Below are 22672 nucleotides of genomic sequence, written 5' to 3' on the forward strand. Positions count from 1 at the left end.
TTTTTAACGCTGGATGATGGCATTAAGGTAGGATAGGTCAATTAGACCGTCTATATTCGAATCTTTTATATATTTTGCACTTTTGCTCGTTTGCGCCATTGCTGCTATAACCTGTTCATTAAGCTCCGCAGTTACTGCCATTTTTTGAAATGCAGCCGCTAGTTGCGCTTCAGGTACTACTTTCCCCGATAATTTTTGCAAATGATCACTTACGAGCTGTAACGCTTCCTGTTCATAGTCTTTTATAAATTGTAATGCCTGCATATGCGCTTGCAAGTATTTCGTAATATTATCTCCCTCGTCTATCCATTTATCTGTCGCTACGACGACGGTATTCGTCATTTCTTCTCCCCAAGCAAATTGATTCCAATCTACTAGTACTTGACCATTTACTTCCGATTGCAAATAGTCTCCCCACGGTTGTTGCACAATCGCTGCATCTATTGATTTCTGTCGAAATAATGTCACCATATCCGCAGAACTAGCTTTGACCAACGTTACATTTCCACCACTCGTAGTAGGAGATAACGGTACTTGTTCTAATACTTGCCGAAGCATGATATCCTGTGTTCCACCAATAACCGGAATAGCTACCTTTTTGCCAGCCAATTGTGCTGGCGTTATAATTTCACTTGCTTCCCGAACCATTAACAGCGTACCGCCATTTGCAGCACCTGCAACCATTCGAAACACAGGATTTTTTTCAAAAAAAACAATAGCAGGTCCCGGTCCGACTGTACCAATATCAATGGCATCTGTCATTAATGCTTCCATAAACAAGCTACCGTTGTTCAGCACCTTGGTTTGAATGGTGTAGGCATCACCAAATGCTTCAGCAAAAAATCCTTTTTCCAGTGCTATGATCGTTGCAATATGCGTTAAATTAGGAAAATAACCAATTCGAATCGTTTTTGAAGAATCAGTGTTAGCTGAACAACCAACTAATAGTAGCAGCACACTGCATACAGCTATAGTAATCTTTCTCATCATTGCTCCCCTTTGTTATGACACTAAACAGTAAGTCCCCATGTACGTTGCATACGGTTTTCTAATCGCAAAAAGACGATGTGATCCATCACTGTACCTACTAAACCGATAATAAGCATCACGGAAATGACGACGTCCATTTGACCAAGTGAACGACCACTATCTAATAATTGACCTAATCCACCTGCTGATCCCAATAATTCTCCTGCCATTAATGCTCGCCAAGCAAAAGCCCAAGCAATTCGTAATCCCGATAATAATTGTGGAATAGATGCTGGTATAATGACCGTTCGTATAAAATGTAGCCCACTTGATCCGAATGTTCGAGCTACTCTACGGTACAATAACGGCACTGTTTTGAATCCACTAGTTGCATTTACTGTCATCGTCCATGTAGCTCCTATCGTAACGATAAACAAAATTGCTTTTTCATTTAGCCCAAACCACATAATAGCGAGCGGAAACCAAACGATACTAGGAATCGACTGTAGTGCGGTAATTAAAAAGCCCAACGTATCCTCCACCACTTTATATCTCCATATCCAATACCCAAGCAATACACCAATAACGATAGCAATTAAAAACCCCGTAACCAGTCTACCCAAACTTTGAGCAACAGCGATAATTAGTTGACCATTCATGATGCCATCCCATAACGTATTCATCACTTGCAGAAAACTAGGGAACATAAAATCCGGTAGTGTAGACAATCTAGATGTAACTTCCCATATCGTGATCAGCATCAAGATGAAGAAGCTCCGTCTCAAAGCGGTAATCATCACCCAACTCCTCCTTCAGTACTTTTTCAATTTCTGTTTGTAAAATCGTTAAAATTCTTTGCTCCGTTTGCAAAGTGAGTTGATCTGGTAATATACCATTTGTTAAACGAGGAATAGCAATTTCTGCTTTAATAATGCCCGGTCTCGTACCAAACACATACACTTTCTCTGATAAGAGTACCGCTTCACGAATGTTGTGAGTGACGAACAATATCGTTACACCTGTTTTGCGCCATATATCAACTAATTCTTTGTGTAGCACCATTCTCGTTTGTTCATCTAATGCGGAAAATGGTTCATCCATTAACAACACTTCCGGCTCCATTACCAAAGCTCTAGCAATCGACACTCGTTGCTTCATCCCACCAGACAATTGATGAGGATAAGCATCTCTATATTTGCTCAAATGAACCATTTTTAAATATTCCATCGCTTTTTTTTCTGCTGCTTGTTTCGCTATCTTTTTAATTTTTAAACCGTAAGTAACATTTTCAAGTATCGTCATCCACGGAAATAAACCAGCTTCTTGAAATACAACAACACGATCGACCCCAGGTCGCACAATCTGCTTGCCATTCATCGTTAATTGCCCTTGATCTACTTCTTCCAAACCAGCAATCATATACAATAGCGTAGATTTACCACAACCTGATGGTCCAACAATAGATACAAAACTACCTTTTTCAATTGCCAAATCAATCGGACCAAGCACCCTCGTCGCTTCTTGCTGGTCATTAACAAAAAACTTTTCGACTCCAGATACTTTTAAATACAAAATAATCACCACTTTTCATATTTATTTAGTCAGAATTAAAGCGAAATAGAGTTTTCACCCATATTGCTACTACAAAAACATCAACTACAGCAGATAAACTGTTAAATTCAAGAATTAATTTACATAATATATAAATATATAGTCGTTTAATCGTTATTCTATAATATAATTAAAAAAATTACAATAAGTTAATTCCAACTATTCAAATGGGTATTGACCATTTTAAATTTGCTGTTACAATATTATTAATTCCATTTTTTATAAAAAGGAGTGAAAAGATGATTACTTACCATCATTGGGACGAAAAACTAATTCCGTCCTTTCCCTCGCATTCTGCAACGAAAGGAGCACTTGAAGTTATTCAATGGGCGTATGACTCCTACGGCGAACAGTTAATTTACAGTTGTAGTTTTGGGATGGAAGGCATCGTTCTACTCGATTTAATCGCCAAAGTAAATCCATCAGCAACAGTCGTATTTCTCGATACGAACTACCACTTTTCACAAACGTACGATGTCATTAACAAAGTAAAGCTGCGCTATCCTCAATTGAATATTCATTTGCAGCAGCCAGCGCTAACTATTGCAGAACAAACAGAACAGTATGGCGAAAACCTCTATGCATCCAATCCGAATAAATGTTGTGAACTGCGAAAAATAAAACCTTTAGAACAAGTCATTGCCCCTTATACAGCTTGGCTCTCCGGTTTAAGGCATGAACAATCCGAGACGAGAAAGCAAACACAATATGTTAACCAAGATATACGATTTGAAAAGGTGAAAATCTGTCCGCTCATTTATTGGACGTGGCAAGAAGTAACCGATTTTGTTACGATCCATCAACTGGATTACAACGTCTTACACGATCAAGGCTATCCTAGTATCGGATGTGAACCTTGTACACGTGCCGTTACTAGTGCGGATGATTTTCGGTCTGGTCGCTGGGATGGCACACTAAAAACAGAATGCGGTTTGCATACCGCTACATCTTTTAATAAAAATACCTAGTATTCGCATATGCACACTATTATATTTATAAACCGAAAGGAATGAGTTTATGTCAACTATTCAACCGCACGGCGGCACACTTATTAATCGCTATAACCCTAATCTCGACCTAACTCCTTATACGAAAACCATTGCATTGGATGCTACCTCTCTGAGCGATCTGGAATTAATTGCAACGGGAGCATTTAGCCCTTTAGACGGGTTTCTCACCGAAGCGGATTACGATCACGTTGTGCAACATATGCGATTAGCAAATGGCATAGTATGGAGTTTACCAATTACACTGCCTGTTACTGACAGCAGTCATTACAATGTAGGCGATCAAGTTCGCTTAACTTATCAGGAAGAAACTTACGGTGTAATAACGATAGCTGATATTTTTCAGCCGGATCAAACGTTAGAAGCAGCACAAGTATACAAAACGACAGATTTAGATCATCCCGGAGTAGCTAAACTCCTAGCACGAGGCGGCACCTACATTGGAGGACCTATTGAACTAGTCAAGCGAATGACGCATGAACAATTTAGTGAGTTTTATTTTGACCCCCGTGAAACAAGAGAAATCTTTGCCGGTAATGGCTGGAAAACAATTGTAGGCTTCCAAACACGAAATCCAGTACATCGAGCACATGAATATATACAAAAAGTAGCGCTAGAGACAGTCGATGCTTTGCTGTTAAATCCTTTAGTTGGCGAAACGAAGGCGGATGATATTCCCGCTAATATTCGAATGGAAAGCTACCAAACGTTGCTGCAACATTTTTATCCCCAAGATCGAGTGAAGCTAGCGGTGTTTCCTGCTGCTATGCGGTATGCCGGTCCACGAGAAGCGATCTTTCATGCTATCGTCCGCAAAAACTACGGTTGCACTCATTTTATTGTCGGCAGAGATCACGCTGGTGTCGGCAACTACTATGGCACATATGATGCGCAGCATATATTTGACCAGTTTACAGAAGCAGAAATTGGGATTTCGTTATTATTTTTCGAGCATAGTTTTTATTGCACCGCTTGCGACAATATGGCTACACCAAAAACATGCCCACACAACTCAGAAAACCATATTATTCTGTCTGGAACGAAGGTAAGAGAAATGCTAGCCAATGGTGTAGTGCCACCGCCTGAGTTTAGCCGTAAAGAAGTGGTCGACATATTAATTCGCGGATTACGCGAGCAAAAAGTGGTGAGTTAATGAGCTTTTCAACAGAAGGTCCATCCCAAAATATTGTGTGGCATGAACAAATGATTACAAAAGAAAATAAACGACTAGCAAACAACCATCACAGTGTCGTTTTTTACTTTACCGGATTATCCGGTTCGGGCAAGTCTACCATTGCCAATCTAGCTGCTAAGCAATTATTCGAGCAAGGCGCGCAAACTTACGTCTTGGACGGCGACAACGTTCGACATGGATTAAATAAAGATTTAGGTTTTACGGAAGAAGCTCGACAAGAAAATATTCGCAGAATAGGCGAAGTCGCCAAACTATTTGTAGATAGCGGTCAAATTGTATTTACAGCTTTTATTTCTCCCTATGAATCGGATCGTGCTATGGTCCGCCAATTACTAGAAGCAGATGAATTTGTGGAAGTATATGTCGCTTGCCCGCTAACTGTTTGTGAAGAACGTGATCCTAAAGGACTTTATCGTAAAGCAAGGTCAGGGGAAATTGCCAACTTCACAGGTATATCAGCACCTTACGAAGCGCCAACTGCACCGGATGTAATATTGCAGACAGATGTTTATACGACAGAGCAATGTGTACAGCAAATTTTTGATTATATGAAACAACGTAATTGGATGAAGTGATTCGACTTGTAGTTTAAAGTGACAAGAAAGGACGTGATGTTATGGGAAAACTATGGCTAGTCGGTGCAGGACCGGGAGATATCGATTTAATAACTGTAAAAGGGTTACGCAGTATTCAGCAAGCGGATGTTATTTTATATGATCGTTTAATTAATGAGCAATTACTTGCTTACGCCAAACCGGATGCAGAACTAATCTACTGTGGAAAATTGCCAAATAATCACGCTATGCCACAAGATGCGATTAATCACTCCTTAGTTCATTATGCCAAGCAAGGCAAGCAAGTCGTTCGACTGAAGGGCGGAGACCCGTTTGTATTCGGCAGAGGTGGAGAAGAAGCTGCTTTTGCTGCCAAACATCATGTTTCCTTTGAAATTATACCCGGCATCACATCCGCTATTTCCGTCGCTGCTTTTGCTGGCATTCCGCTAACTCATCGTAATTTTAGCAGTTCTGTTGCTTTTATAACTGGTCATACGCAAACAGGTCAAGATGATGCTCGTAAGTGGCAAGCACTTGCTTTAGGTATAGATACACTGGCTATTTATATGGGAGTTAGTAACATTGCTTATATTGTGCAGCAACTAATAACCCATGGCAAAGATCCGCAAACACCGGCTGCTGTTATTTATGCTGGCACTACTAAGCAACAACAGACATTAACCGGCACGCTCGAATCACTTCCTTCCTTAGTAAAACAACTATCTAATCCTAGTATGATTATTATTGGTGCAGTCGTGACGCTTCGCGAGCAGTTGCAATGGTTTGTTGAACAATCTGTCTTGGAATGTGAACCGGTATGATGAGAGCTATATTATTTATCGCTCATGGAAGTAGAGTCAGAGAAAGCCAGCAAGCTGTGCTTGATTTTTTTAATCATTTTTACGATCCAACATTAGCTCCCATTCAAGAAGTATGTTTTTTGGAGTTAGCTGATCCGGATATTACCGCTGGTATTAGACGTTGTATTGAGAAAGGTGCTACCGCTATAACGGCAGTACCTTTTCTTCTCCTCGCTACTGGTCATGCTAAACGAGATATTCCTGTCCAGCTTGAGCAAGCTTCCGCAGCTTATCCTGACATTGCTATCACCTATGGACAACCGCTTGGCGTTACCGAGCAGATGATTAATGTCATGATGGCATCGACTAACCATGCGTTACATCGTCATAGATTAGCGACAGTTGCTGCTACAGAGAGCGATCCTGCATCTACCGTTTCACCCTCTGAGAACGTCATCCTTATCGTCGGTCGTGGTAGTAGTGATCCTGATATATATCCGTACTTTCAAGCGCTGAAAGACAGCTATCTGCATCATAGTCCCTTTGACCATGTTCACACTTGTTTTTTAGCAGCTAGCCAACCATCGTTTGAGCAGACACTATCTCAATTGTTAGCTCAGCATCCGAAACAGTTAATAATATTGCCTTACTTACTATTTCGAGGCGTATTAACCGACCATATTATCCGAACAGTTCAGACGATGCAACCATGTTATGATGCTCAAACGACTTGTATTATCGCTAATCCACTAGCAGACGATCCATTACTACAAATAGCATTACGTCAGCGGACGATAGAAGCGTTAACAACAGGGAGGAACATCGATGTTTCCAGTACAAATCAATCCAGCTAATTACTCCTTTACTGTCGTTGGTGGCGGAGAAATTGCTAACCATAAAGTAAAAAACTTATTGCGGTTTGGCATCAAACCGCTCGTTATAAGTCCTCACTTTCATCCCGACTTATTAACATTAGAAAAAGACGGCTTGATAGAGCTTAAACAAAAGTTTGCGGAATGGTCTGATCTTATCGATGCTCACTTTATTATATTAGTCACGAACGATGAGCAAGCTAATGATCGATTGGCTAAACAAGCAGTCGCCGCTGGGAAACTAGTCGTTCACGCCGCTAATCCAGCACTAGGCAACGCCCAATTACCTGCTGTCTTACGTAGAGGAAAACTACAAATTAGCGTCGCTACAGATGGAGCTAGCCCGACATTAGCGAAACAAATACGAGACGATCTTGCTGAGCAATACGATGAAAAGTATGAAAGTTATCTTGCATTTCTAGCAGAGGTTCGGCAATTTGTTAAAGTACACGTCCAGGAGCGATCAGAGCGGAATAAGTGGCTAAAAGAAGCTGCTACGCCGTTGTATTTGGAGCAAGCAGAAGCTCGGTTAATATTATGGAAGCGATTGTATCATAGAAACAACGTAGAATACTAAAGCAGGTACAATAAGGGGGATCTTCCCCCTATTAGCCATTATGATGAATTTCAACATTGGCTTGATGCTTGGAGAAAAAGAGCTAGCATGTATCTGAAAACTCATTTCATAGTCTAATTAAAAATGGTGTACATGTGTATAAATGCAAAAAGACGACCTTAAGGTCATTTTTTTGTATTTACCAGTGTTGTAGCAATTAACTTTGGACCGTTCAGACGTAGCTTGTATCGCATCAGGTCTTAATATCTACTGTTATCTACTGTGAAAATTAGAATAGAGGAGTATAGTAGGAGTTTATACGATAAAACGTACAAACATTCAAATAAGTACTGGAGAAGATCAAGTTTATATGAAAAATCATATAAAGTGACCCCGATAATAGGTTGAGCGTATGGATTTTATACGATAAAACAAACAAACTACCGTAATTTCGATGATCGGAGTGCACCTTTGTACGAAAGAACATATACCTTAAACCATCGTATATTTCAATATAGCCCGGTTTATTAATAACTACTCCCATATGCTCATGATAGTCAAATTCAACGCCAATTTTTTTTCTCTAAAACAACTGTTTTCAAGCAAATAGCTTTACATATCTTCCTTCGTTTTTAAATATCGCTGATTCCAGCAAATTAAAGCTATATTTCTTCGTTACACATTGCAAAGTCCAACCATAGTTATATCCCTTAACCTAGTATCATGAAACGACAATTAGTTAGATATAGCTATTTATTAACAGTTAATCGACAGCCTCAAACTATAGATTAGTCCGAACATAGCGTACACAAAAACAATTAGCCCTCCACTCAGCGCCGTAACAAGCCATTTGGATACAAAATATTTCAGTTTACTAGTTCTATTAATACTATATGTAATAAAATTGTTTTTTCTTTCAAAATACATTAACCTCTTTTCCTTTTGCTAGTGTACTTTGTTAAAACGTACCTTAATTAGATAGTAAAAGGTATAATTACGAATATTTTTATTTAAATAAATCAAATTATGTAATTTAATAAAAGCCTAGTTATAGTATATAAAAATAAAAAAAAACAAAAAAATTACTGCTCCACTTTTATGAAGTAAAACAGTAATTATCCTCTTTTCCAGCTCTACAAATGAAAGTCTTCTCCCGAAACTGTCGCTTTAACGTAATCGTTGCGAACAACGAAGTCACCGAAGTATTCGCCAATTAAACGATCTTTAGCATAATGTGCGATAAGTGGCTCTAGCAATGCTAATATTTCCGCTTCATCAATATTTTCACGGTATAGTTTACTTAGTCGCTCCCCTGTATGATTTCCACCCAAATACATATTATATTTGCCCGGTCCTTTCCCGATAAAACCAATTTCACCTAATGCCGCTCTAGCACAACCATTGGGACATCCAGTCATTCTCACCACTATTTCTTCCTCTTGCAAACTACTATCCACCATCATTTGCTCTATTTTTGTAAGGAGAGAGGGGAGATAACGTTCTGCTTCCGCCATAGCTAAACCGCAGGTTGGGAGCGATACACAAGCCATCGAACGTTTGCGTAGCGGCGATTGATAGACTGGATTTTCCAGTTGGTATTGCTTAATAATAGCTTCAACTTTCGTTTTCTCTTCCTTGGTAACATGACCGATAACTAAGTTTTGATTAGGGCTTAATCGAAAGTCACCTTCGTGAATTTCGGCAATTTCCCGCAACGCAGTCATGAGCAAATAACCTTCTACATCCTGTATTCGACCATTTTCAATAAACAATGTATAATTCCAACTATCATCTCCTGTTTGAGTCCAGCCATATCGATCTCCGTTAAATGAAAATTGATAAGCACGAGCAGGAGCTAGAGAATAGCCTAAACGTTCCTTTAACTCCTCTTCAAACCACTCAAGCCCTCTAGCATCAATAGTATACTTAAATCGAGCGTACTTACGCACAGCACGGTTACCGTAGTCACGTTGAATGGTCATTATTTTTTCGGCTACATCGACGATAGATGCTGGTTCAATAAATCCGATAGGACGAGCAAGCTGCGGATACGTGTTCGTATCACCATGTGTCATGCCCATACCACCACCAACAACTACGTTAAATCCAACCAGCTTCTCTTCCTCGACAATAGCAATAAAGCCAATATCTTGCGAAAACACATCGACATCATTAGCAGGAGGAACAGCAATTCCAATCTTAAACTTACGAGGCAAATATAGCGGTCCATAGATGGGCTCTGTCTCTGATTCGGCTGGTGTATTATCGACCACCTTTTCACCGTCTAACCATATTTCATGATACGCTGTCGTTTTAGGTAACAACCCTTCACTAATTTTCGTCGCCCAATATGCAACAGCTTCATGGATAGGCGATTGATCAACATTTGGACTACACATCACGTTACGATTTACATCACCACAAGCAGCAATCGAGTCTAACAAAACTTCATTCATTTCTTGAATGTTCTTTTTCATATTCCACTTGAGTACTCCATGCATTTGAAACGCCTGCCGAGTCGTTAATCTTAACGTACCATTGCCATATTTATGTGCCAAATGATCCATTGCCAACCACTGCTGCGGAGTAGCTATCCCTGCCGGAGTCCGCACCCGAATCATAAATTGATAGGCGGGCTCCAACTTTTGCTTCTGTCGTTCCACTCGCAAATCCCGATCATCCTGCAAATAGCTACCATGAAATTTCATTAAACGGTTATCATCATCGGGAATACCTGCACTTATCTGATCTTGCATCGTTTGTGCCAAATTACCACGTAAATAGTTACTGCGCTCTTTGATTTCTTCTACATCACTTGGTTTTCCTTGCTCCAAATGAATCGATTTCGTCACTACCATCTCCTCCTTTGTTAGTAGACATCCCGTTGATATCGTTTTTGCTGCATTAATTGTGTTAAATACTGCTCCGCAGTTTGCTCATCCATACTTCCCTCTTGAGCAACAATGGCACGTAACGTTTGATGTACATCATGTGCCATCTGTTTTTCGTCTCCACAAACGTAGATATAAGCGCCTCGCTGTAACCACTCATATAACTCTGTACGATGTGCTAACATTCTATGCTGCACATACACTTTCTCACTCGTATCTCGTGAAAAGGCAACATCCAGCTTAGTTAACACCCCTTGCTTAATCCAGCGCTGCCACTCCGTTTGATAATAAAAATCCGTTACATAATGTTGATCCCCAAAAAATAACCATGTCTCACCGGTTGCTGCAATTTCCTCTCGTTCTTCCAAAAATGACCGAAATGGTGCGACTCCTGTACCTGGTCCGACCATAATAACCGGTGCTTCAGGATCTGTTGGTAATCTAAAGTTACTATTTTTGTGAACATATATCGGTAACGTATCACCTATTTGTAGTCGCTCCGCACACTGTATCGAACAAACTCCTTCTCTAGCCCGCTCATAGCTTTCATAACGAACTGTACCAATAAGTAAATGGACTTCATCGGGGTTTGCTTTGTAGCTACTTGCAATGGAATACAACCTTGCCGGCAGTTTGCGTAACAGCTCTACTAATTGCTGCCCCGTCGCTTCAAACGGGCCGTAATCATACAACAAATCTAGCAAATCTCTACCCTTCATATAGCTACGTAGCTGGTCTGGTTGTTGTAGTAATGTTGATAGGTTGCTGTTTAAATAAGGAGCCGCTTGCACTAATAACGGTTTTGTTAACACGGTTATTTCCACATGCGAAGTGAGTGCTGCTTCCAACGAAATCGACTGGTTTTGCTTTGGAAGCGTTACTTGCTCATCTGCTGCAAATCCGGTAATTGCTAATAGCTGTTGCACTAAAGCGGCGTTGTTATGAGGATAAATACCGATGCTATCACCTGGTTCAAAAGTAAATCCAGAATCTTCAATTGACAACTCCAAGTGACGTGTTTCCTTATTCGATCCACGCCCATTCAAATTAATGTTTTCCAATACGGTTGCATGAAATGGCTGCGTTCTCGAATAAGTGGGAGCATCCGCTTCTAACGATGTAATAACCTGTTCTGTTTCTACTGCTGTCGTAGTTGGAGATTGTTGTTCCAGTACTGTGATGATAGATGAAAACCACTGCTCCGCATCAACGTCAAAATCGAGATCACAATCGATCCGCTCGACCAAACGTCTTGCCCCTAGTTCAGCAAATCGCTCATCTAACTGCTTACCTGTATGACAGAAAAACTCATAGGAACTATCTCCCAATGCGAGTATTGCATATTGCAGATCATTTAACTTAGGCGCACGCTCACTTAATATAAAATCATAAAATGATTTGGCAGTATCTGGCGGATCACCTTCACCATGCGTACTAATAATAAGCAACACATATTCCGCTTTTTTAAGCGTATTATTTTTGTAATCACTCAACGAAGTTAACGATATTTTTCGATTTGGATTGCTTAACTGCTTAGCAAAGCGCTCCGCCAAATGCTGACAATTACCCGTTTGCGAACCGTATAAAAAAGTAATTTCCTGCACCGCTTGCGCCTGCTCACTTTGCTTAATAGCGGTTGTTTGCGGCTGTTCTAAAGTGGCTACCACTTGGCTTGCTAGTAGTCCATCACTACAGCTACTTCCAAAAGCACTTAAATAGCCCGTTAACCAAATTTGCTGTTTTTCAGTAAATTCCGGCAATAAACGGTTAAGCAACTCCGCTTGCTGCTCTGTAAATGGACTGTTCTTTACATTCAGCACTTACCATATCCCCTCTCCAACGTATTTATTTGTATTCCTTACACACTAAGTTACAGATACTAATGGAATAATTGCATTGAATATGATTAATTCCTATATTTTTACTATGATTACTTTAAATTTTATACACATTATTCCCATGTGTCAAGTAGGTTTTAAATAATAAAAAAAGCACCTTTCAATTTGACATGCATTTGTGGATCAACTAATAGATTACGAGCTTTTGTCATTCTTAATTGCGTAACATATTCAACAAATGCTTTGCCTATCTCTATAAACATTGTTTAAAGCCAAATAGTGGTGTACGTCGTAGCAGATTTCTCATCGTTAATCTCCTTCCCGCTTTCTCTAATGATGTTATGTAGGGAATGAGAAGTAACGACCTTTCATCCACTACACTAAATATTGCTTATTTTTATCACAACTCTCATCGTCCCACCAATGTGCATAGCTACGGTTAATCGGATAGACAACTACGAGATCACCGGCTGCCATCAATGATGATGGTACGAATTGCGTCGGCGCTGAAATCGTGCCAGTCCTTCATAACTGCATAAAATAAAGCGAACATGATGCTCCATTCATAGAAGGTGTGCCAGTCCGACTACAGATAGGGCAAACTAATTCTTAAACTGGTTGAGGAATGATCTCACCAGCAACACCAGGTGTAAACCAGCGCCAACCTTGCATCCGTAACAACTCATAGGCACCATATAATGTCCCAGTTTGTTCTTCTCCAGTAATAGTAACCGTATTTCCCTGCAGTTCTAGATGAAAACCGCTTTCTCTACTAGCAACATCCTGTACGTTCAAAATAATTATGTATTTTCTACAAATCTCAATATATTCCGCGCTCCACCTGTAAAATGTAATGTTCTGTTCATTTGTTATTCATACTCCTTATATACAATGTGAGCATTATGAAGAGAAAGAAATATAGGAGGTAGTAGAAACTATGTTGAAGCAATTGAATAAGCTTACTGGATGGGCAAGTAGTCGTAAAGGTTCAAAAATTGTTTTAATTGTGTGGCTTGCAGCAATTGTTATTGTTAGTGGAATTGCACCAACAGCCAAAAATTATTCTATTAGCGCAGGTGAAGGAAGCATTCATGAAAATACACCTTCCGCCATAGCTAAGCAGATTATGGATAAACATTATCCCACAGACGATGGCTTACCTGCTCTCGTTGTATTTTATAAACCGGATGGCATAAATGAAGAGGGACGTAAAGAAATTGTCGCTTTTAGCGAATGGATCTCATCATCAGAAAAACCAGAAAATATTGGTGGTACCTTACCATTCCATTTCTTACCTGAAAATGTTCAAGACCAAATGTTTTCTGAAAATAATACAACTTTTTTATATCATTTTAGTATGAAGAAAGATCTTAATACCGATGAAGTACATGACTCATTAGAAGAAATAAAGCAGTGGATTTCCAAAAATAGTACAGTAGGTATGCAGGTAGAAATTACGGGACCAGCAGGTATCGCTTCTGATACTTTATCTTTGTTTAGAAATGCGGATTTTGTATTACTTTTTGCGACAGTTGGTTTAATCTTAGTGCTCCTTTTAGCCATCTATCGCTCTCCGCTTCTTGCACTAATTCCACTAGTCGTTGCAGCTCTAGTTTATCAAATGGTAGATCGTGTGATTGGGTTTGCTGGTCAACAAGGCTGGTTTGTTATAGATTCTCAAGCTCTATCCATTATGATGATTTTGTTATTTGCTGTACTAACAGATTACTGTTTGTTTGTATTTTCACGATATCGCGAGGAATTAAAAAGAGTAGGTGATAAATTTGATGCGATGAAACTGGCTATGTCTAAAGTAGGCGAGCCGATATTGTTCAGTGGTGGGACAATTCTTGGTTCTATGTTAATTTTATTTGCAGCTATATTCAAGCCATATCACAACTTTGCACCAGTGTTTTCTATTGCTGTCATTTTTATTTTACTGGGTGGACTAACTTTAATTCCTGCAATATTTTCTCTTCTAGGTCGTAAATCGTTCTGGCCTTTTGTACCAAAGCTAGAAACGGAGGAAAAGGTGAATAAGCAAGGAATCTGGGGAAAAGTTGCATCAGCTGTAGTAAAACGTCCAGCTATATTTGCTAGTATTTTACTGTTGATTATGCTTGCTGCTTCGATCAATGCAACTAATATGAAATACTCATTTAACTTAATGAAATCTTTCCCTGATGATTTGTCATCACGCATTGGGTTTGAGCTTTTGGAAGAAAATTTCCCTAAAGGCAAGCTTGCTCCAGTTCATATTGTTTTAACTTCAGAAAAAGAAATTATAATAGATGAGCCATTTTTGCAAAATGTGACGAAGTTGCTTGAAGACATAAATGGTGTAGGAGGAATTGATTCCATCTCACCTCAAGTGACACCTGAAATGGCACAGGCAGATGCTACTCTTCCTAGAAACTTTTTATCGGGAGACAAGCACGCGATTAAGTTTGAGGTAACTTTATCAGATAATCCGTATGATAAGGAAGCATTGCAGGTCGTGGAAGCTCTTCAAAAAAATAAAGATCAGATGCTGCAAGATAGTGGTTTAGGTGGCGGTTATTTCGATTATTATGTCGCAGGTCAAACAGCAGAGCAACTTGACGTTAGCAATATGAACACACGTGATATGATTCTAATCTTTTCACTCATTGCTGGAGCGATCGTAATAATGCTTGCTTTCCAAACTAGATCCATATGGTTATCAGTTTTGATGACATCCACTATATTGTTGTCATATGTAGCTACTCTAGGTTTAGGATGGTTGGTATTCGAAAATATTTTGGGATATGATGCTATCAGCTATCGAATTCCAGTGTACACGTTTATATTCTTAGTTACGCTTGGAGTAGATTATAATATTATGCTTGTATCAAGAATTCGTGAGGAAGCTGCTAAACATGAATGGAAGCATGCCATTCAGATTGCGCTTGAAAAAACAGGGGGAGTAATTTCATCAGCTGGACTTATTCTCGCTGCAACATTTGCTGTACTAATTACACAACCAATGCAAGAGTTATTTCTATTCGGAATTATTATGGCGATAGGAATTATCATTGATACATTTTTGGTACGCGGAATATTGCTACCTTCCATATTGGCAATGAAGCGAAAATCTTCAGAAAATTAATTTGTAACATTGCATTCATCTGTTGTTCATAATGTTACTGTAGAATAACAGACAGAGTATAATTTACAAAAGTAAAGAAAAATGTTTTTTCTTGGAGGGTGAATTTTATTCATGTTTGAAACAATGTTATTTCTGCATTTAGCAGGTTTGGTTATTTGGTTCGGATCATTAATGGGTATGACATTTGTTATTTTGTTTTCGAATCGTCAGATTGAGTCTAATGAAACAAGACTATTTTTACGTAAAACAATTCGCACCTTGGGTTGGATAGCTCACCCTACTTCAATTTTGGTGCTGGTTAGTGGTATATTTATGGTTATTGAAATGAATTTTGGCGATACGGCGAAACCATTATGGTTAATCTATATGGAAAGAGGCGGCGGTGTCGTTATCTTACTGGGTATTGCAATTATTGCACTGATGGGTAGCAGAATGGTTAAACGGTTAGGATCTGTGGGAAATAATCAATCCGCGTTATCTCTGCGTGGAGGAACCTATCTTACTTCATTATTGGTCATTATTTTTGCCATACTTTCCGTTATACTAGTAGTAAGTTTCAGACTATAGTAAGTTGTAACAAGTAATCTTATTAGTCTTCTTGTTAAAAATATTTATATATTGAACCGAGTGTAGATTTAAAAATTTTAAAGGGTTTTGAAATAAAGTTAATTGTAACAGCAGCGTGCCCCCCTTACAATAGATAGGTGAAAGATTCAACACCTGCTAATTGTGAGGTTTTTTTCTATTTGGGAGGATAATATAGTAACTGTAGAAGACAATAATGATCATAGCAAGATGTTCATAACAAGTGGGAGGAATTACTGTGGCCATACATATTTTAGTAGCTGATGACGATCCACATATTAGAGAATTGATGCGCCTTATACTTAGAAAAGAAGGATATACTGTGAATGAAGCTGAAAATGGTGAGGTTGCCTCTCGAGTAATGGAAAGCCACTCCATACATTTGGCTGTTGTAGATGTTATGATGCCGTTAAAAGATGGTTGGGCACTTTGTGAAGAAATACGAAAAAATTATAATATACCGGTTATTATGGTAACAGCAAAAGGAGAAATGGATGATAAAGAAAAAGGATTTAAATCAGGTACGGATGACTATATTGTAAAACCATTCGAACCTAAGGAACTGCTTTTTCGTATTAAAGCACTACTAAGAAGGTATCAATATGTATCTTCAGACATTATTAAATTGAATGGCTCGATTATAAATTGCAACAGTTACGAAGTACGAATAAACGATGAAGTCATTTCTCTTCCATTAAAAGAATTTGAATTGCTTGCGCAATTGGCTAGTCATCCAGGTCGAACTTTTACGAGAGAGCAGCTGTTACAATTGATTTGGAGTGCTGAATACGAAGGAGATAGTCGTACAATTGATGTACATATTAAAAGGTTACGGGATAGATTCCATAATAAAACGGATGATTTTGTAATTAAAACGGTGCGAGGTATAGGCTATAAGATTGAGGCACAGGAAAAATGAAAACATTATATACACGTGTTGTTTTAACTTTTATCTTTATTTCTTTGATAAGTAGTTTTTTTGCACTTTTTGCAACTGATTTTTATTACCAAAACCAGCTAATGAACAAAAATGAACAAAAAGTATTGGACATTAGTAAAGAAATACGTGATTTATACAACAAAATCCCTAACATGGATGTAGATGTATATTTATCGCATATCGCTAACATGGGTTTTCAGATTTATGCTGTTAATGAACAACTAGAAGGTAGATTTTATGGTGGTTCTTTTAAAGATACAGAAATTAAATTGGAACAAATTAAACGTGTGTTGCGTGGAGAAATTTATAATGGAATTTTGCTAGAACAAGGAATGTTTATTATTAACTTTTTTGAAAATAGTATTCATAATAGTATTGGTATCCCATTAGAAGTAGATGGGAATACAATTGCACTTTTTATACGTCCCAATATGAAGCAACAAATTGGCGAAATTAGAGTATACATGGCTCTTCTATTGATTCTAACTTTCGTATCTAGTGTAGTTCTTATTATTATCCTATCTAGTTATATTGTAAAGCCAATAAAAAATCTGACTAAGGCAACCAATCAAATTATCAAAGGTAACTATGATATTAAATTGAATGTTTTAAGCCAAGATGAAATTGGAGATTTAGCAAAGCATTTTACAAAAATGGCGAATTCAATTAAACAATTGGATGATATGAGACAGGAATTTGTAGCCAATGTATCACATGAAATACAGACGCCCTTAACGTCTATTCAAGGTTTTAGTCAAAGTATTATTGATAAAGAAGTTGGACCTGAAGAAACGGAATACTATCTCCAAATTATTAATGAACAAAGCAGACGATTATCTTTACTCAGTAAACAACTGCTTACTTTGGCAACTCTAGAAAAAGAGGAGAATTTAATTAAAAGAAGAAGTTTTCGCTTGGATGAACAGCTGCGGGAAGTTTTAATTGCTACAGAGTGGCATTGGACAGAGAAACAGTTGGTCATTGATCTTGATTTACCAGAGGTTGTTATTACTGGAGATAAGTATTTCTTGTATCAAGTATGGTTTAATCTGATTACCAATTGTATTAAATTTTCTCATGTAGGTGGTCATATTCAAATTGAAATTATAATTGATCGAGACATTGTGGTGGAAATTACCGATAATGGAATTGGCATTGGAGAGTTGGAGCTTCCTCATGTATTTGATCGATTTTACAAAGCAGATAAATCAAGAAATGTTGCTCGTTCCGGTAGTGGATTAGGGCTATCTATTGTTAAAAAAATTATTGGTCTGCACAAAGGTACTGTAGAAGTACGGAGTGTACTTGGAAAAGGTACTACATTTCAAGTTAAATTACCTAATTAATTGGATAGATAATCAAAAGGTTGCAAGGTGACATTGATCAAGTTCTCCATAAAAAGTATCTGTAGAAGCTCACATATAAACCATTCTATTTCGCGTAGTCACCTTCAACTATAGTCAAAGGTAAATAAATCAGTAGTTGATTTAAACGAATGGACGGCGTTCAACCTTGACACCAGATGTGAATAAGAATAGTGAAACCGTCGAATGAAAAATGACAGCGTTGCTAGCGTGAGTGAGACAGACCTACACGGAAGAGGGCAACGAACTCATTTCCTGAACTGGTTAGGGGACATACCCACTATTTTTTTGAACAACCTATTGAAATAAGTAATATCTTCGTATCCAGATAATCTAGCAATTTCCACTACTTTTTTGTTCGTTGACTTCAATAACTGACAACTAGCTTCTATCCGTTTGAGTTGAATATATTCTGTATAATTCATTCCTACATCATTTAAAAATTTGCGCCGTAACTGGCGTTCACTTAATCCAATATTAGCTGCTAACGTAGCCATTGTCGCTGCTTCTGGTAACTTTTGTTCGATATAGCGTAATAGCTCCTCCATTAATTGATCGGATGCGATATGTTCCTGTACAGCACTAGAATGTCGTTGTTTCTCTAATGAACGCTCCATATGAATAAGTAAACGAATAATTTGTGCTTGTATTTCATACATATAATTTTTCGGTTTCCCCGTAAATTCTTTATATAACGAGTAAAATATCGATTGTAGCGTACCATCACTATCACGCCATTGATACCACTGTTGCTCTGGATAGGGCTGTAACAGATAACGTTGCAATTGATCTGACTTATCCACATAACATGCCAATTGTGCTGCAAACTCCCGTTCTATCAAGCAATTATAAACAATGAGGCGTTGCCGATCTTTATCGGAAGTAGCAGGTCTAAAAATATGAGAAACGCCAATCGGTAAATAAAACAAATCACCTTTCGTTACAGCAATAACTTCTCCGGCAATATATTGAAATCCAGTTCCTTCGCTTACATAATTAATTTCGATAAATTCATGATTATGTTCCGAAAGGGTAAACGACTCTTGTACTCGGTTAATATAGACTGGCGTATGTGCATTCAAGTACAGTTCCTTCGTCGTTGTTTCTACAAATCTACGCATCATCTCTCGCCTTCTTTTACGTTTGATAATATGTCCTATTAAACATCATACAATGTCCGTATTGGCATTACTATTTAATATTTTTTATCGTTAATATAGATGCATTAGTGTAAATAACGACTACATAAATTAACAAGGAGGAAATATGAAGATGAATGAAATCGTACAACACCACCTACCCCATAACAATTGGCGCGCTACTTGGATTTGGGGAGTCGGCGAAGCAAGTCCCCGTAATGAATGGCGGCTATTCCGCAAACAATTTTATATAGATGCCGCTGAACCGCTCATTTTAAAACTAACAGCAGATGCTAGATATGTCGTCTATATTAATGGACAATTACTCGGGCGAGGACCAGTCCGTTCTTGGCAAACGAGTCTTGCTTATGATGAATACAACATTACCCATCTCGTACGCATAGGTCAATATAACTCCATTGCTGTACTGGTCATGCATTATGGCGTGTCGACGTTTCAATATTTGCGAGGTAGAGGTGGATTGCTAGCACAAATCGATGCTACTACGAATACTTATGCCGAGCAATCGAAGTTTTCCCCCATTGTCACTACAGACGATAGCTGGAAAACAACGATACATGCCAGCTATGCAACACGTGCTAGTCGAATATCCTGTCAGCTACCGTTTGTAGAAATGTTTGATGCCAATCAAGCAGAAGTGGATTGGTTTGCACGCGATTTCGATGATAGCAACTGGGATTCAGCGACCGTTATTGGTGCTGTCGGCATGCATCCGTGGACGGAAATTGTAGCTACAGACATTCCTCCGCTCACAGAAACAGCTGTTGATCCGCTTCGCATAGAGCGATTACGCGCAGTTGTCCCACGACAGTGGGGTAGTGCAATAGATTGGCGCAACCACTTTGTACCAAGTAGCCCCGATCATGCAAACGTCATTCAACTATACGGCATAGCAGCGACGATATTACGTCTCACGGAACCGACAACGCTAACTATCGGCATTGTAGACAGCGGTCGCTTTACTACACAGATAGCTATTAATGGAAGATGGTATACTGAGCAAGATTACGAACGAAAGATGTCCGAACAATATTTACACATCCCCTTAGAAGCTGGGGATCACTTTGTTCTGCTTGACCTAGAAGGAACAGTCCATGGGCACAGTTACCATCTCGCTATTGACGCTCCTATACCTATCGAGCTTATTTCACCATTAACTATATTGCAGAACAAAATCATGGCTACTCCTTTCGTAACACTTGGTCCTTTTGATTACATCGAAAAAATCGATCACCAGCCTACTAAACCAATAAAGGACAATCATCCAGAGTACATTCGAGCGAAAGCAACGTTAAAAAGCGCTGGAGACTTACAAAATTTTCTACCACTATTACGTACATTAGATGCAGCTTTAATGAGCGATGATGACATTTTTTCAGCCTGTGTTTGGACGACAGAAGCGAAAACAATCTCCATTCCTTACACGTTGCATAACTTAGTGATTGCTAATCGAACGGTAGCGGAAATTCCGTTATTTGATCAAGCAGATACAGAATTTATTGTTGACTTCGGCAAAGAATATTCTGGTTATATTGCATTTTCTTTATTTGCAGCAGCGAATACAATTATCGATTTTTATGGTTTTGAATATATGAATGCGAATTGGATACAACACACTTATCAATTAGATAATACGATGCGTTATATTTGTCATGAAGGTTATCAAACGTACACTTCGAATATTCGGCGCGGGTTTAGATATTTACAAATAGTTGTACGTCAAGCTAGTTATCCGGTTCGATTCGAAAAACTAACGATGTTACAAAGCCATTTTCCTGTCGCCGAAATAGGGCAGTTTCATAGCTCCGATGCTTTGCTTAACGATATTTGGGAAATGAGTAAACATACGACAAAGCTTTGTATGGAAGATACGTTTGTCGATTGCCCCTCTTATGAGCAAGTATATTGGGTTGGAGATGCACGTAATGAAGCTTTAATTAACTACTACTTATTTGGTAATACGGCGATTACGAAACGAAGCTTAGAGCTAGTGATCGGTTCCGGATTTCAGTCACCACTACTCGTTAATCAAGTACCTAGTGGCTGGAATAGTGTCATTCCCAATTGGACGTTTTTTTGGATAACCGCTTGTTACGAATACTATTTGTTTAGTGGTGATCAGCAATTTGCCCAAAACGTCCTTCCAGCGATGGAAACAGTGCTAGATGCCTATCAACAACGAATCAACCCGCAAGGTTTGCTTGACATGAACGGATGGAACTTGCTGGACTGGGCACCTATAGATCAACCAAATGAAGGAATTGTTTCGCATCAAAATATGTTTCTCGTACGGGCGCTGCAACATGCAGCTACACTTGCTAATTTAACCAATCAAACGCACATGCCTATTCAACAATGGCAAACAGCAGCACATACTTTGCAATTAGCGATTAATCACCATTTGTGGTCAGAGGAAGAACAGGCATATATCGACTGCATTCATGAGGATGGAAGACGCTCTACTATTTATAGTATGCAAACGCAAACGGTAGCCTATCTATGCAACATTGCTGGAGAAGATCGACTACATTACCTAGAGCAATATATTTTGAAGCCCCCTGTACACTTTGTACCGATTGGTAGCCCGTTTATGTCTTTCTTTTATTACGAGGCATTAGTGAAGCTTGGACAACAGCAAGTTATGATTGACGACATTCGCCATCATTACGGTACGATGCTCCGTTATGGTGCAACGACTTGTTGGGAAATGTATCCGAAACCACTAGATGTAAGAGAACATGAACAGCTGTTAACTCGTAGTCATTGTCATGCTTGGTCCGCTGGTCCTGCCTATTTCTTGAGTGCGTATTTACTTGGCGTTACTAGTGATGATCCAGGATGGAATCAGATTACTATCGAACCGCATATCGTTGATTTAGATTGGGCTCGCGGCACTGTTCCTCTGCCAGGTGACGGTAGAGTCGATATAGAATGGCATGTTGATCATACATCACGTCTCTTCTCACTCCGCGTCATTATACCCGCTCATATAAAAGCGACGATCATAACACCGGATGGATACGAGCTACAGTTAGACAAAGTGGTTATAGACTAAACAATGATCAAAAATGCACCTTTCACCAGACCTTATGTCATCATAACAATCGTTAGTGGAAGGTGCTTTTGATTATAGTTTTGTACTGTTTGCTTTGTTTATTGCTTAATACAACCTTCAAAAAGCCAATTTATACGTTTTTTCG

At 38.8% G+C, this 22672-nt stretch carries 18 protein-coding genes; 11 read left to right on the forward strand and 7 right to left on the reverse strand.

Annotated elements, in window-relative coordinates:
- Window positions 1–3 precede the first annotated feature (3 nt).
- Genes ACFSTH_RS13940 through ACFSTH_RS13950 form a run of 3 tightly spaced genes read right to left on the reverse strand, consistent with a single transcriptional unit; the run spans window position 4 to window position 2541 of the window.
- Window positions 4–990, reverse strand: coding sequence for an ABC transporter substrate-binding protein (locus ACFSTH_RS13940; protein WP_377774070.1), 987 nt, complete (start codon window positions 988–990; stop codon window positions 4–6).
- A gap of 20 nt (window positions 991–1010) precedes the next feature.
- On the reverse strand, window positions 1011–1766 hold the full coding sequence (locus ACFSTH_RS13945; protein WP_377774068.1) for an ABC transporter permease: 756 nt from the start codon (window positions 1764–1766) through the stop codon (window positions 1011–1013).
- A complete protein-coding gene (locus ACFSTH_RS13950) occupies window positions 1699–2541 on the reverse strand; it encodes an ABC transporter ATP-binding protein (RefSeq protein WP_377774066.1) in 843 nt (280 codons plus the stop codon). The genes ACFSTH_RS13945 and ACFSTH_RS13950 overlap by 68 nt, the downstream gene beginning before the upstream one ends.
- Before the next feature lie 278 nt (window positions 2542–2819).
- Here ACFSTH_RS13950 and ACFSTH_RS13955 point away from each other — a divergent pair, with 278 nt between their 5' ends.
- The 6 genes from ACFSTH_RS13955 to ACFSTH_RS13980 are packed head-to-tail and all read left to right on the forward strand — an operon-like array spanning window position 2820 to window position 7588.
- A complete protein-coding gene (locus ACFSTH_RS13955) occupies window positions 2820–3548 on the forward strand; it encodes a phosphoadenylyl-sulfate reductase (RefSeq protein ID WP_377774064.1) in 729 nt (242 codons plus the stop codon).
- A 49-nt stretch (window positions 3549–3597) separates the two neighbouring features.
- Window positions 3598–4740 carry a sulfate adenylyltransferase gene (gene sat, locus ACFSTH_RS13960; RefSeq protein WP_377774062.1) on the forward strand — a complete coding sequence of 381 codons (1143 nt, stop codon included), beginning with the start codon at window positions 3598–3600 and terminating at the stop codon, window positions 4738–4740.
- Complete coding sequence (cysC, locus tag ACFSTH_RS13965) at window positions 4740–5357, forward strand: adenylyl-sulfate kinase (protein ID WP_377774060.1); 618 nt, start codon at window positions 4740–4742, stop codon at window positions 5355–5357. Before sat ends, cysC begins: the two co-directional genes overlap by 1 nt.
- A 41-nt stretch (window positions 5358–5398) precedes the next feature.
- Window positions 5399–6160: a uroporphyrinogen-III C-methyltransferase gene (cobA, locus tag ACFSTH_RS13970; protein ID WP_377774058.1), complete on the forward strand. Its 762-nt coding sequence runs from the start codon at window positions 5399–5401 to the stop codon at window positions 6158–6160.
- Window positions 6157–6993, forward strand: a complete 837-nt coding sequence (locus ACFSTH_RS13975) for a sirohydrochlorin chelatase (RefSeq protein WP_377774056.1) — start codon at window positions 6157–6159, stop codon at window positions 6991–6993. The genes cobA and ACFSTH_RS13975 overlap by 4 nt, the downstream gene beginning before the upstream one ends.
- Window positions 6965–7588, forward strand: coding sequence for an NAD(P)-dependent oxidoreductase (locus ACFSTH_RS13980; RefSeq protein WP_377774054.1), 624 nt, complete (start codon window positions 6965–6967; stop codon window positions 7586–7588). The genes ACFSTH_RS13975 and ACFSTH_RS13980 overlap by 29 nt, the downstream gene beginning before the upstream one ends.
- A gap of 1112 nt (window positions 7589–8700) precedes the next feature.
- On the opposite strand, the gene cysI is transcribed toward ACFSTH_RS13980, so the two are convergent.
- The 3 genes from cysI to ACFSTH_RS13995 all read right to left on the reverse strand — a co-directional run bounded on the left by cysI (window position 8701) and on the right by ACFSTH_RS13995 (window position 13091).
- Window positions 8701–10425, reverse strand: coding sequence for an assimilatory sulfite reductase (NADPH) hemoprotein subunit (cysI, locus tag ACFSTH_RS13985; RefSeq protein WP_377774052.1), 1725 nt, complete (start codon window positions 10423–10425; stop codon window positions 8701–8703).
- Window positions 10426–10436: 11 nt separating this feature from the next.
- Window positions 10437–12278: an assimilatory sulfite reductase (NADPH) flavoprotein subunit gene (locus tag ACFSTH_RS13990; RefSeq protein ID WP_377774050.1), complete on the reverse strand. Its 1842-nt coding sequence runs from the start codon at window positions 12276–12278 to the stop codon at window positions 10437–10439.
- A gap of 627 nt (window positions 12279–12905) precedes the next feature.
- Window positions 12906–13091 carry a hypothetical protein gene (locus tag ACFSTH_RS13995; RefSeq protein WP_377774048.1) on the reverse strand — a complete coding sequence of 62 codons (186 nt, stop codon included), beginning with the start codon at window positions 13089–13091 and terminating at the stop codon, window positions 12906–12908.
- Window positions 13092–13233: 142 nt separating this feature from the next.
- Here ACFSTH_RS13995 and ACFSTH_RS14000 point away from each other — a divergent pair, with 142 nt between their 5' ends.
- The 4 genes from ACFSTH_RS14000 (at window position 13234) to ACFSTH_RS14015 (ending at window position 18294) form a co-directional block, all read left to right on the forward strand.
- Window positions 13234–15423, forward strand: a complete 2190-nt coding sequence (locus tag ACFSTH_RS14000) for an MMPL family transporter (protein ID WP_377774046.1) — start codon at window positions 13234–13236, stop codon at window positions 15421–15423.
- Between the two features lie 111 nt (window positions 15424–15534).
- Entirely contained in the window at window positions 15535–15990 is a 456-nt protein-coding gene (locus tag ACFSTH_RS14005) for a hypothetical protein (RefSeq protein ID WP_377774044.1), read from the forward strand.
- Window positions 15991–16246: 256 nt separating this feature from the next.
- Window positions 16247–16927 (forward strand): response regulator transcription factor, encoded by a 681-nt coding sequence (locus ACFSTH_RS14010; protein ID WP_377774042.1) that lies wholly within the window; start codon window positions 16247–16249, stop codon window positions 16925–16927.
- The gene (locus ACFSTH_RS14015) at window positions 16924–18294 is read left to right on the forward strand and encodes a sensor histidine kinase (protein ID WP_377774040.1); all 1371 of its coding nucleotides are present in this window, start codon (window positions 16924–16926) and stop codon (window positions 18292–18294) included. Before ACFSTH_RS14010 ends, ACFSTH_RS14015 begins: the two co-directional genes overlap by 4 nt.
- 266 nt (window positions 18295–18560) lie before the next feature.
- Here the strand turns inward: ACFSTH_RS14015 and ACFSTH_RS14020 are convergent, their stop codons facing one another.
- On the reverse strand, window positions 18561–19436 hold the full coding sequence (locus tag ACFSTH_RS14020; protein ID WP_377774038.1) for a helix-turn-helix domain-containing protein: 876 nt from the start codon (window positions 19434–19436) through the stop codon (window positions 18561–18563).
- A 148-nt stretch (window positions 19437–19584) separates the two neighbouring features.
- Here ACFSTH_RS14020 and ACFSTH_RS14025 point away from each other — a divergent pair, with 148 nt between their 5' ends.
- A complete protein-coding gene (locus ACFSTH_RS14025) occupies window positions 19585–22527 on the forward strand; it encodes a family 78 glycoside hydrolase catalytic domain (RefSeq protein WP_377774036.1) in 2943 nt (980 codons plus the stop codon).
- Window positions 22528–22672: the final 145 nt, after the last annotated feature.

Origin of the sequence: Paenibacillus yanchengensis, from assembly GCF_042684845.1 — a bacterium.
GTDB classification, from domain to species: domain Bacteria; phylum Bacillota; class Bacilli; order Paenibacillales; family Paenibacillaceae; genus Pristimantibacillus; species Pristimantibacillus yanchengensis.